This window comes from Verrucomicrobiota bacterium (genome assembly GCA_016871495.1).
Classification (GTDB): Bacteria; Verrucomicrobiota; Verrucomicrobiia; order Limisphaerales; family VHDF01; genus VHDF01.
On the sequence record VHDF01000020.1, the window covers coordinates 1 to 12,014 of the forward strand.

The 12,014-nt window shown below is 61.4% G+C and carries 8 protein-coding genes and 1 pseudogene; 3 read left to right on the top strand and 6 right to left on the bottom strand.

The genetic code is table 11. The features are described from left to right. The first annotated feature begins 18 nt into the window (after positions 1-18). Both FJ404_06510 and FJ404_06515 read left to right on the top strand, forming a co-directional pair. The gene (locus FJ404_06510) at positions 19-231 is read left to right on the top strand and encodes a hypothetical protein (protein ID MBM3822523.1); all 213 of its coding nucleotides are present in this window, start codon (positions 19-21) and stop codon (positions 229-231) included. Positions 232-510: 279 nt separating this feature from the next. Then, on the top strand, positions 511-1,443 hold the full coding sequence (locus FJ404_06515; GenBank protein ID MBM3822524.1) for a response regulator: 933 nt from the start codon (positions 511-513) through the stop codon (positions 1,441-1,443). Between the two features lie 43 nt (positions 1,444-1,486). Here FJ404_06515 and queD read toward each other — a convergent pair whose 3' ends face one another. The 6 genes from queD to FJ404_06545 form a co-directional block, all read right to left on the bottom strand. Next, on the bottom strand, positions 1,487-1,846 hold the full coding sequence (gene queD / locus FJ404_06520; GenBank protein MBM3822525.1) for a 6-carboxytetrahydropterin synthase QueD: 360 nt from the start codon (positions 1,844-1,846) through the stop codon (positions 1,487-1,489). Positions 1,847-1,859: 13 nt separating this feature from the next. Continuing rightward, positions 1,860-3,221, bottom strand: a complete 1,362-nt coding sequence (locus tag FJ404_06525; GenBank protein ID MBM3822526.1) for a hypothetical protein — start codon at positions 3,219-3,221, stop codon at positions 1,860-1,862. A 21-nt stretch (positions 3,222-3,242) separates the two neighbouring features. Next, the gene (locus FJ404_06530) at positions 3,243-4,514 is read right to left on the bottom strand and encodes a hypothetical protein (GenBank protein ID MBM3822527.1); all 1,272 of its coding nucleotides are present in this window, start codon (positions 4,512-4,514) and stop codon (positions 3,243-3,245) included. Beyond that, positions 4,508-5,410 carry an inositol oxygenase gene (locus tag FJ404_06535; GenBank protein MBM3822528.1) on the bottom strand — a complete coding sequence of 301 codons (903 nt, stop codon included), beginning with the start codon at positions 5,408-5,410 and terminating at the stop codon, positions 4,508-4,510. Before FJ404_06535 ends, FJ404_06530 begins: the two co-directional genes overlap by 7 nt. A 465-nt stretch (positions 5,411-5,875) precedes the next feature. Beyond that, a complete protein-coding gene (locus tag FJ404_06540) occupies positions 5,876-7,306 on the bottom strand; it encodes a DUF1501 domain-containing protein (protein ID MBM3822529.1) in 1,431 nt (476 codons plus the stop codon). A gap of 2 nt (positions 7,307-7,308) precedes the next feature. Continuing rightward, positions 7,309-10,434, bottom strand: a complete 3,126-nt coding sequence (locus tag FJ404_06545) for a DUF1553 domain-containing protein (GenBank protein ID MBM3822530.1) — start codon at positions 10,432-10,434, stop codon at positions 7,309-7,311. Between the two features lie 986 nt (positions 10,435-11,420). Between FJ404_06545 and FJ404_06550 the strand changes: the two are divergent. After that, positions 11,421-12,007 (top strand): annotated as a pseudogene (locus FJ404_06550) (hypothetical protein). Positions 12,008-12,014: the final 7 nt, after the last annotated feature.

Below are 12,014 nucleotides of genomic sequence, written 5' to 3' on the forward strand. Positions count from 1 at the left end.
AGGCTCGCGGACTGATTCTTGGAGTTTGCCGCCGCCGATGATGTCGCCAACGGGGGAGTCCTGCTGGCCTTGCCTGCGCTGCTGTCGGAGGGACTGTTGCGACATACGCGTGAGCATTACACGCTGCAGGACGCCGCCATCCACCAGATGTGCATCCTCCTCAATGAAATAGAAACCGTCTTTCCGACCACCCAACTCCGTCTCATCTACCGCCAGGTCGGCTCATCCTGATTCCACCCGAGGTCAGGATGTCTGAGCCTGGAGCAAGTTGGACCTTCGCGAACGCGGTCGCCATCAGGAAATCGCGGCGCAAATCCGGTCCAACCAGGGAATGGTCTTAAAAATTCTAACGATGGATCGGGACAACGAGCAGGGGTTGTTGCGCAAAGGGCTGCTCCCGCCCCGCGCCCAGTCTTCCGCTCGCGGTCAAGAGTCTGGATTCGTCGCTCATACCTACCGACGGCATGCGCCTCCTTCGCGGGGCGCCTGAGTTCCCAGCCCCCTCTTCCGATGCCGATCGAGAAAATCCTGGTCCTCGAAGACGATTCTATCTTCCGCAAGAACCTCGAGCTGCAGCTTCGCGAGAGGCGTTATGACGTCGTGAGCGCGGAAACCCTTGCCGAGGCGGAGGAGAAGCTCGCGCGCGACTCCTTCGACCTCATGATGGTGGATATCCGGCTGCCGGACGGGGACGGTTCGTCCCTGTTGGCCACGATGCAGGGACGTCCATCCCAGCCCCTGCTGGTGATGATGTCGAATTTCGGCAACATTCAGTCCGCGGTGGAATGCATGCGCAACGGGGCCATCGATTATCTGGCGAAGCCCTACACGCCTGCCCAGCTTGATTTCACGCTGAAGAAAGCCGAGCAATACAACCAGCTGGTCAAGGTCAACCGGTTTTTCAATCACGATGAGGGGCAAGACGGGGGCGGCGAATTGCTGGGACGCAGTGCGGCCATGGAGCAGCTCCGGCAATTGATCCGCAAAGTGGCTCCCACCCAGGCGACCGTGTTGATTCAAGGGGAAAGCGGCACGGGCAAGGAGCTCGTGGCGCGCGCCCTCTACCGGCAGAGCCCGCGCGCCGGAGCGGCTTTTATCAAAATGAATTGCGCGGCGGTTCCCGAGAATTTGATCGAGAGCGAGTTTTTGGGGCACGAGAAGGGTTCATTTACCGGCGCCTTGTCGAAGCGGGAAGGCCGGTTCGAGCTGGCTCACGGCGGCACGATCCTGCTCGATGAGGTCAGCGAGGTTTCGCCGTCGATCCAAGCCAAACTCCTGCGCGTGCTTCAGGAGCGTGAATTGGAGCGTGTCGGAGGCAACCGCACGCTGGCCGCGAAAATGCTGGATATCAGCATCCGCACCCTGCGCAACAAGTTGAACGATTACGCCGGACGCAACGGCAGCCCTCAGGAAATCGAGGTGGAGGAATCCGCCGAGGCCTAATCCGGTTTGGGTCCGCGACCCTCCGCGGGAATCGCCCGGGGACTCAGCCCGGTCCCCGATAGACGCAGCGAGAGGCGCAGGTCTCCGCCACCAGCACCTCCGAAAGCAAGGGCAACCCCGGCTTCAGCCTTTCCCAAATCCAGCGGGCCAAGTTCTCGCTCGTGGGGTTTTCCAGCCCCGGCACTTCGTTCAAGTAATGGTGGTCCAATTGCGCCATGAGCGGGCGAAAGGCTTCCTTGATATCGGCGTAATCCATGACCCAGCCCAGGCGCGGATCGCATTCCCCTTCGACGGCCACCTCCACTCGGAAACTGTGCCCGTGCAACCGGTGGCACTTGTGGGTGGACGGCAGCAGCGGCAGGCGATGCGCCGCTTCGAATTGAAAGGTCTTTCGCAATTCCATTTTCATCGACAGTTCAATGTTCCCAATCGGTCCACTGGACGAGTTCCGCCAGGCCAAGACGTCCGTCGTGGCGCCACGCTGCCGGAGGTTGCTGCATGCGGCCCAGAGGACAGACACGGCTAACGCCCCATCGCGCGAGGCGGTACACGATTTCCGGCGCGTCCCCGTCATGGACGGCGAGGCCCACGGTCGAAACTTGGCCCCGCACGACGTCCGCCGCCTGGAGCATGTCGTCCACCGACCTCACCCCCTTGACATAAATGAAGCGGTGCAAGCAGGACTTCTGAAACTGAGGGTCTTGTTCGAAGATGACGGTCCAGGCGGTGGAATTCTCGCTTTTCCAGAGTTGCGTGCCGGTGCCTGCCGAGGCCCGGATTTCGTAAAGCCCTCGCAGCCGCGTGATGGTGGCCGACACTTCGGGCGCGAGCACTGCGCGTGGCTCCTCCGATTCGACCCGATCCAATTCCTGCGCGAGCTTCTCCGCGAAGGACTCCGGACTGGCGGCGCCGCCTTCCTCGACGTAGATCACCTGCGGGGAAAGACAGCCCAATTGATCCCACGTGGCCACGTCTGCCGCCGCTTTGCCCGCCAGGCGGCCGAGATTGTGGGGGACCAGCAGGTCTTTGCTGATGAACGCGAAACTGAGCCGGTTGCCGAAGCCGAGGAACCGCACTCCCGCCGGCACACGCGAACGGATGCTTATCAGCGTTTCGTCCTGGCCCGCCGCGGTCACGCAGCCGGATTCGGCGATCAAGGCATCGGTGAGCTCCTGTTGTTCCGAAGACCATTCGGCGAATTCGAGGCAGGATCCAACGCGTGAATCCAGAGCATGCAGGGCATGCGCGAAAACGCGCGGAATCAGCGAGGTTCCAGGAGAACAACGGAAAAATTGGGAGGACTTGGCCAGCAGTCCGAGTACCATCGACTGCAGCGCGGAAACCGGCAGCAGCCGCGGAGTGATGTGCCCGATCATCTCGGGCCCCGTCGCGACCGACGATTTATTCGCGCGCTGTTCCACGGGTGTGGAGCAGATTTCGTCCAGGCGGCGCTCGTGTCCCAAGTCCTGGCGCAGGAGATCCAGGATCGAGTCTCGCGTGAGCGATTCGAAAAAGCGGTCCAATCCCGAGGCCAGCGAAGCCGGAGAAAGACCGGTATGGGCGGGACCCTGGGTGAGCATCCGCTGCCGAAACGGATTGGTGGGATGCCGGCATTCCTCCCCGAGCGAGGCGATGAGGGAAACGAGAGAGGAAGTACTCATCGTTTCGAGGTACCGGGCGCGGTTTCTTTTCACCGCAATGGACGCCTCGCGCACGATGCGAGGATCCAGGACCGCCTCGGGCGGCATGTCAGCGAGATACAGGGCGGGGAATTCCATATCGCATCCACTCGAATAGCATCAGGGCGCGCTCAGACTGCATCCCCGGGGTTCGGCGTTCGCGGAGCGTCCCCGCAGTTCGAAGGACTGGCCGTGGGCGATGACGAGATCTTCCGTTTGAAGCGCGCACACGGAGCCCACGTTGGCGAGATCCAAGACGCGAAGCAGTCCCGTTTCGCCGTCTGGAACCGGACGCTCGGTCTCTGGAGAAACGACTTGGATGCGGGCCCAGGGAGGGAATTGAAAACGGCGGTTTGCGGACGGGGCGAGGCCTCCGGCGGCGTCGTAGGCTTGGGAGCTGAGTTCGCACATGCCATATTCGCATAGGATTTGCTCGCGCGGCAGGCCCAGGAACTTCGAGAGCCGGTCATGCAAGAGTTCCTTCGGCCATGCGTGGGAGCGTCCCTTGTAGCCTCCGGTCTCCATCAACCCCGATCCCGGCGGGAGTGAAAAGGTCAGGCCTGCCCGGGCGAAATATTCCAGGGCATGGACGAACATGAACGCTGTTCCCAGGAGCAGCGCAGGAACTCCGTCGTGGCAGGAGCGGTGCAGGGCGTCGCTCAGTCGCTTCAAATCGAGATGCCAGAGGCCTGCCGGATCGGCCATGGCCACATATTCCGCGCGGATCCAGGGGTGCCGCTGCTTTACCGTCTCGAACATGTGAACGAGCGAGGAGTGTGGCGACTGCCGTGGGGAGGGGCTGAGACAAAGCAGGTGAGCGCTCTGAAGGGAGGGGGCGAGCACCGCGTGCTGGAATCCGCGCCACAGTGAAACTTCATAGACGTCCAGCGAGGCCGCATGGTGATGGTGCCGGCTTGGCGTCGCTCCGGTGGTTCCGCTGGAATGAAAGGTCGCGATCGTTTCTTCGTCGGGAAACGCGCGGAGGTTCTGTTCCTTGAAAGCGGCGAGGGGAATCGCGGGTATTTCGGTCCAGTGTCCTGGTGTTGCCTCCTTCTTTTGCCGGGATTGAATCCAGCGGCGATAGGGAGTGACTTGTTCCCATTGCCGGGCAAACAGGCCCAAAGCCAGTCGATCAAACTCTTCTTCCCGGGGGGCATCCTTCGGGAAATGGCGGATCCATTCGAGAATCGATGGATTGAGGGACGGGCAGGCGGGGTGGGAAGGCATGCGGTTTTGGCGAGGGCGGAAGGCTGGTTGGCCGCGACAGCCTGGGATGTGGGGTGGAAAAGGAGAGGAGCGTCGGGGTGGGCGGTCTCGCCACCATGGAGTGCTGATTTCGGCAGGCGGTTGAGGGGAGGGGAGTGCCGTGTCGAGTTGTTTCGCCCTCACCATCGAATCGTTTTGGGGAAATACTCGGCGATCAAATCGTCGTAGAAGGGGCGCAGTTTCTCCACATCCGGAGCTTCATGGCTCTTGGTGTAAAGATCGTAGGGGTTGAACGCCTGGACCCATTTGAGGTTGGCGCGATCCTGGTCGTTGAGCAGGTGTTGATAGGCGCCTTCCCGATGCCACGGGTAAAAAGAATGGTAACGCAGCATGTAGAGCGCTTCCTGCGGCAGGTAATCCTTGGTCACGTGATAAATGTATTCGTCGTGGCCCCAGGAAATGTGGACGTTATCCAGTCCGCAACCATTTTTATACACGCCCAGGCTGGTTTGGAACCGGGACTCCTTGGAGTCTGGATTGTCGTGGAAGAAAGGATGGAAAACGATGGTGTCGGAGTAGGCGCAGCCGACAGGGAACGTATCGCCCACCACCGCCCATTGGGGTTCGCCATAGAGGCAGAGGATCTTGCCGAGATCATGAACCAGGCCTGCCAGGATAAACCAGCGTGGGTGACCGTCCTGCCGGATTTGCTCCGCGGTTTGGAGCAGGTGTTGCAACTGGGACAGATCCGTATCGGGATCGCTGTCATCGACCAGGGTGTTGAGGAACTCCATGGCCTCCCAGATCCCCATCTGCTTGCGACGGAGGGAGAGGAAATCTTTCTTCTTGGAGAGGACGAAATCGTAGGTTTGCCGATGATGGTTTTGCCGGTAGAATTCGCGGACGGAGGGGCGGGCGTTGGCTTCGTAGTTTCGGAACTGTTCCTTCTTCTTGGCTGGGTCGGTCGCTTTAAAGGGAGTGGTCGCCACCGCGGTCGTCGCGGGTTCGGGGTACCGCTCTTTGACAAATTCTTCCCATTCTTCGAGGCTTTGCAGCGGTTGGTCGGACGAAGGCTGTTGCATAGGATTTCGATAAAACGCTCCCGAATCATGGCGGCGAGGCGCGACTTCCGGCAAGCCACAAAACGTGGCCTTCCAGCCTGGCGGTGCATCCCGAAGTTGTCTGGAGTGTGGCGCAGGCTGCCCAGCCTGCCGTCTCGCCGACGGCCCGGCGGGTGAAGAACCAGGCCCTTCCATGCTCTCCAGGCGCCTGGAGAGCCTATTTCATGCACGGGACGCCCGGTGAGGACACCGGGCCTACAAACACGGAGGCAGTCGAGATTGTAGGCCGCGTGCCCTCACGCGGCGCACTGTCGCGGATTCAAGCTCAGTATGAAATATGCGGGCTAGTCCCTTCGTCGCCCCGCAGGCTGGGCAGCCTGCGAAACAGCAGACAGGGCTGCCTGCGTGACCAGGACAACCCGGTCACCGACAACCTCTTGATGCACCGCCGGCGTGGCCATGCCAAGCCCGGCGGAGGGATCCGGTTCAGGCGAGCAGGCCTGGCACGACTTCTCCGGCGATTCCGGTCAATCGCATGTCCAGGCCTTGAAAACGGTGGGAGAGCTTGCGGTGGTCGAATCCCAGCAGGTGAAGCAGCGTGGCATGCAAGTCGTGCACGTGGACCGCGTCGCGAACCGCATTGAACCCGAGTTCGTCGGATTCGCCATGGACGTGTCCGCGCTTCAGGCCTCCCCCGGCCATCCAGATACTGAAAGCGCGGTTGTGATGGTCGCGTCCGTCGTTGCCGCCTTGCACCATGGGGGTGCGGCCAAACTCCCCGCCCCAGAGGACGATTGTGCTGTCGAGAAGTCCCTTTTGTTTCAGATCCTTGATCAAGGCCGCGCTGGCGCGGTCGGTGTCCACGCAGTTCTGTTTGATGGCCTTGGTGAGATTGCCGTGCTGGTCCCACGCTTCATGGAAGAGTTGCACGAAGCGGACGCCCCGTTCGGCCAGGCGCCGGGCGAGGAGGCAATTCCGCGCAAAACCGGGTTGTTTGGGATCTTGGATGCCGTAGAGATCGAGCACGTGCCGGGGTTCTTTGGAGAGATCGAGCAATTCCGGCGCGCTCGTTTGAAGTTGATAGGCCATCTCGTAGTTCTGGATGCGCGCGGCGGTTTCGGGATCGCCGTTTACGTTCAGTGAGGCCTGATTGAGCTCGCGGAGGGTGTCGAGCGAGGCGCGCTGGGTTTCCAGGTCGAAGCCCCGGGGATTGGACAAATAGAGAAGGGGATCGCCGGTCGGACGCAAGGGAATGCCCGAGTAAAGCGTGGGCAGGAATCCGCACCCGTAATTGCTGGCACCGCCGCTGGTTCCTTTGGCGGATGTCAACACGACATACCCGGGCAGATTCTCACCCTCGGATCCGAGGCCGTAGAGCGTCCAGGAACCGAAACTGGGCCGGCCGAAAATCTGCGAGCCGGTGTTCATCATGATCTGGGCCGGCGCGTGATTGACGGCCTCGGTCTGCATCGTTCGCACGAGGCAGAGTTCATCGGCGACTTCGGAGGTGAACGGGAGGATTTCGCTCAGTTCCATCCCGCACTGGCCGCGCGGCGCGAATTTGTATTTCGGACCGAGCAAGGCCGAGTTCGGTTTAATGAAGGCGGCCCGGTAATCCTTCAGAAGATCCGCGGGCGGGAGTTGTCCGTCGCGTTTGGTCAGTTCGGGTTTGGGGTCGAACAATTCCAAATGGCTGGGGGCACCCGCCTGGAACAGATAAATGACGCGCTTGGCTTTGCCTTGGAAATGGGGCGCTCGCGGGGCGAGGGGATTGCCGGGCGATTTCGACGGACGCTTTTCGCGAGCCAGGAGTGATTGAGTGGCCAGGGCGGCCATGCCGACGCCGCAATCCCGGAAGAACCATCGGCGCGTGATGAGCCTGGCCGTTTCCCGCCGGATTTCTTGGGCTAAGTTCATAATCAATGCTTGGTCAGAGTTTCGTCGAGATTGAGGAGCACGCGCGAAGCGACCGCCCATGCCGCCGCGTCCCGGGGGGTGGTCTTTTCGGGAAGCGAGGCTCGCCGGGAAGGGTCGCCGGTGGCGAGTTCGTTGGCATTCAGCCAGCCTTCGGAGATCTTCTTCCGGCGGGAATCCAGGAGTTCCAGCAACGCTTGTTTTTCGGAAGGACGCGGGGCGCGTCCGACGCAAAGTTGGTACGCGTAGTCGGCTCGCCGGGCATCCGTGGCACCGCCTTCACGGAGGATGCGCAGCGCGAGGGCTTGCGAAGCTTCGACAAACACCGGTTCGTTCAGAGAAGCAAGCGCGGCCAGCGGCGTGTTGGAGCGGGGCCGGCGGGCGCAGGATGTGTCGGCGTTCGGAGCGTCAAATGTGGAAAGCGCGGGATCCGGCATCGACCGCTTGCGAAACACATAGAGCGACCGGCGGTAACGCTCCGGTCCCTGCGCTGGAATCCAGTAGTCCATTCCGAAAAAATTGAAATCCAGCACGTTTTGAGGCACCGGGGGAAAAATGCTTGGTCCTCCGATGCATGGGGAAAGCAATCCTGAAGCGGCGAGGGCGATGTCGCGGATCACTTCGGCCTCGGCACGGAAGCGTGGCCCGCGCGCGAGCCACTGGTTGCCGGGATCCTTTTCCTGTTGTTCGGGAGTGACGCGGGAGGATTGGCGGTAAGTGGCCGAGGTCACGATTCCCCGGATCAGCTGTTTATGGCTCCAGCCTTTTTCCATGAAATCGACCGCCAGCCAGTCGAGCAATTCCGGGTGAGAGGGCTCGGCTCCGCGCAATCCGAAATCTTCCGAGGTCTCGACCAAGCCGCGTCCGAAGAGGGCCTGCCACACCCGGTTCACGGCCACGCGGGCGGCGAGGGGTGAGCGTTGGTCCACGAGCCATTGCGCGAAAGCCAGTCGGCGGGGAAGGTTGCCGGGTTCGATCGGATGCAAAACCGCGGGCACCTGAGGACGGACGGTTTCTTTCGGGCGGTTCCATTGCCCGCGATCGAGGCGTCTTGTTTCGCGTGGGTCTTCGGGGCCGCGCTCGGCGAGGTGGAGGATCGAGGTGACAGGGTCCGGATAGGGCTTCCAGGCGGCTTCGGCCTCTTCGTTGAATGATTTCAGTGCGGGGACGGAGTGGCGCCAGGCCGCGAACAGGGTGCGACGTTGTTTGTCGGTGCGCCTGGCTTCGGGGACGCGCAGGGCGAGGATCGCCGCGTAATCGACAGGCGGAGCCGAAGGATGGGGATGAGTGGTGGTGGAGAGACGGAACCTTCCGACCATGGTGTTTTTGTCCCCGTTGTTGTCCCCGCCATGATTCATGCGCAGCGAAAACTTGAGTTTGGTGCCGCGTGGAAGCGTTTGCGGCGTTTCAAATTGAACGACGGCGACGGACTCGGTGTGGCGCCGGCCTCGTCCGCGATCCGCGCGCCAGCCCGTCAGGTCGTTGGTGTCGATCAGATAAGCGACCGGACCTCGCCGGCGCTTGCCATCCTTGTCGAGCGACTTGTTGCTCCATTCCGGCTCCATCGAGCCATCGGGCTCCGAGAAATCCGCGGTGGCTTGGGCGAGTCGAAGCGCGGTCCATTGGTTGCTGCCGGGCCTTTTCGCCTCGACGATGAGTTCGGAGAGTGCCCAGGTGCCAAGAAAGCTTCGGCCCGGGCCGTCGTAGGGCAAATCGCCGTGCGTGAAGATCTCCAATCGCAACCCTGTGATGTTCTCCATCGCCGGTTGGGCGATCATGTACACGTCGCCAGAAACGGTGCGGTGTCCCAAGGTCAGTATGGAGCCATCCGGGAGGGTGGTGGGATGGTTCAATTCAGACGTGGAATGGAGATCCTCCGCCTCGATCACTTTCCAATCGTACCGGTCGGAGGTATCCAAGACCTGCTTGCCCCAAGCGTCGAGTTCAGCAGCCCAGTGCGGACGCGACTCGCGGACACGTCGGTCGACATCGTCCAGCGTGGCCTGGAGTTTGGCGATGCGTTCCTGTTGCTCGGAGTTATAAACGCGGGACTGAGCGTCATAGCTGTTGTTGATGAACGAGAAGAGTCCGTAATACTCCTCGTGCGAGATGGGGTCGAATTTGTGGCTATGGCATTGGGCGCATTGCAAAGTCAGGCCAAGAACGCTTTTCCCGAGCGTGTCCATGCGGTCGAAATTGCCCTCCATCCGGAACTCTTCGGGAACGATGGCGCCTTCCTCGTTGATCATGCCGTTCCGAAAGAAGCCGGTGGCGATGAGTTGATCCTGCGTGCGTCCGGGCAGGAGGTCGCCGGCGATCTGCTCGACGATGAACTGGGGATAGGGCAGGTCACGGTTGTAGGCTTGGATGACCCAGTCCCGCCACGCCCACTGCTCGCGCATCAGGTCTTTTTCGTATCCGTTGGAATCCGCGTAACGCGCCGCGTCCAGCCATTGCCTCGCCCATTTCTCTCCAAAGTGCTCACTCGCCAGCAGGCGGTCCGCCAGGGATTCGACGGCGGTCCCGAGGTTCTTCCGGGCTTCGGAGACAAAGCGGGCGGTTTCCGCGGGCGAAGGAGGCAAGCCGATGAGGTCGAGGTAAAGGCGACGGGCCATTTGTTCAGGGGAGGCGGCGGGAGAAGGCCGGAGACCTGCTTTCGCCAGGCGCGCCTGAACGAAATGATCGATGGCGGCGGAGCTGTTTTGTTTTAGACGGGAGGGCAGGGGGCTCTTGATGGGGGATTCGAAAGCCCAATGTTTGGAGTAGGGGGCGCCTGCGGCGATCCATCGACGCAGCAGTTCGGTGTGCTGGCTTTTGACCGGATGCTTTTCGCCGGTGGGAGGCATGACGTCGTCCGTGTCGGTGGTGAGAATGCGTTGAAGGAGGGCGCTCTTCTCGGGATGGCCCGGGACGATGGCGGGTCCATCCGATTTGCCGCCGTGGAGGGCATCGTCGCGAAGATCGAGGCGCAGTCCGCCCTTGCGGGCTTTTTCGTCGGGTCCGTGGCACGCGAAGCAATGGTCGGCGAGGATGGGTCGAATTTCGCGCGAGTAATCAGGCGCGAGAGTCGACGCGAACGCGGAGGACCGGTCCATCAGCAGGACGGCCAGGATCATACAGAAGGCGCGCATAGATGGTGCCCGAAATTTAGGGTGCTGAGGTCCTGTCTGTCGAGGCTCGATGGGAGGCTCCGGCAGTTTGGATGTGGCCGCTTGGGGAGATCGTCGAGCGAAAGTGAGCAACTTGAACGGGAGGGCGAGGTCATGTAGGTTGCGGCATGCGACCGACATCACGAGACGTTTCATTTCAGACACGGAGTGGCGATTTTCTTTTCCACCGATTTGAATTCCGGGTCCCTGGTAACGCGATCGGCCTCCTTTTCCTTCGCCAGGGCGGCTGCGAAAGCGTCGGTCAGAATGATTTTGAAGCGGGCTCTCACATCGGCGGCGGTGTTGGCCAGCGCGCGGTTCGTTGTGGAAGCAGGGGACGAGCGCGAAGCTGTCGAGCATTTTAGCGGTCCTTTCGATCCGCCTGTTCCCGCTCTGCTTCTTGTGCTCCGACCACGCTTTGGTCAATGGGTTCTCGCACGGCCTGCGTTCGAGCGGTGCATCCCGATGTTGCCGGTGATGCAGGTAGGGCGCGTCCGTCCCGGCGCGCCGCCGGAGCATGATGTTTTGCATCCAGTGGGCGGCGGGCTGGGACAGGCCCGCCCTACCAACAACATCGGGATACACGGGCGTTCGAGAACCCCAAAGTATCCATCTTGATATCAGCGCTCATCGCTTCGAGTCTCACTTCTCGTCCAAAGCCAGTAAATACTTGATATATAATAGATTAAAGTGTTTGTCAGACTCTCCCGATCCGGACTGACTGCATCCTCTTTTGGGCGACCACTCCAGGGCTTTACCTCCGGCGCGCCTGCCCTCGCGGGCTCTGTCGTTGATTCCCGGGGCGGATGCTCGCGGAATGCGGCCCTGGCTCAATGGCAGCTTTCCCGGTGTGGGACGTTCCGGTACCGCGGGGAGGTTTGCCCGGCGTGCGTTGAGGTTGATCGTAATAATGGACTTAATTTGTAATGTCCAAGCTCGGCTGGGACGCTATCATCCCACTCAATTCGATGAGCACGCTCGCTTTGATTGAATCGGTGGGAGGTTGGTGGAACGCACTTACACTCGCCAAGCAGCTCTTTTTTGGCATCGGGTTGCTCGCCTCTCTGGTTGCGCTGGTGATTGCCGTGTTGTCCATGATTGGCATGGAGCACCACGATGGCCTTGATGTCGCCCGGGGAGTGGACCATGGCGGAGGAGGCGTGTTCTCCATCAAACCGCTGACCGGCTTTTTTCTCGGCTTCGGCTGGGCGGGTGGATTGGCCCTGGACGGTGGTCTGACCCTCGCGGCGGCCATCGGGGTCGCGGTTCTTTCGGGTCCCTGATTTTAGCGATGGTCGTGGCCATGTTTCGCGCCATCTATAGTCTCAAAAGCGATGGCACCTCGCGGATTGATGACGCGGTGGGCGTGGTGGGCACCGTGTATGTCACGATTCCGCCTGCCCGTGCGTCCGGGGGCCAGGTGATGGTTCCATTCAGCGGGCGTTTGCAAACGCTCGCTGCGATCTCCGCAGCCGGCAAGCCCATCCCGAGCGGTGAGAAAGTCAAGGTTCTCAGCGTGGTGGACACGCATACCGTACAAGTGGAGGCACTCTAAACCGACT

What these genes read in the sequence shown, in the direction of transcription:
- FJ404_06515 (MBM3822524.1), top strand. Translation starts at nt 511, where the DNA reads ATGCCGATCGAGAAAATCCTGGTCCTCGAAGACGATTCTATCTTCCGC.
- queD (MBM3822525.1), bottom strand. Translation starts at nt 1,846, where the DNA reads ATGGAATTGCGAAAGACCTTTCAATTCGAAGCGGCGCATCGCCTGCCG.
- FJ404_06525 (MBM3822526.1), bottom strand. Translation starts at nt 3,221, where the DNA reads ATGGAATTCCCCGCCCTGTATCTCGCTGACATGCCGCCCGAGGCGGTC.
- FJ404_06530 (MBM3822527.1), bottom strand. Translation starts at nt 4,514, where the DNA reads ATGGTGAGGGCGAAACAACTCGACACGGCACTCCCCTCCCCTCAACCG.
- FJ404_06535 (MBM3822528.1), bottom strand. Translation starts at nt 5,410, where the DNA reads ATGCAACAGCCTTCGTCCGACCAACCGCTGCAAAGCCTCGAAGAATGG.
- FJ404_06540 (MBM3822529.1), bottom strand. Translation starts at nt 7,306, where the DNA reads ATGAACTTAGCCCAAGAAATCCGGCGGGAAACGGCCAGGCTCATCACG.
- FJ404_06545 (MBM3822530.1), bottom strand. Translation starts at nt 10,434, where the DNA reads ATGCGCGCCTTCTGTATGATCCTGGCCGTCCTGCTGATGGACCGGTCC.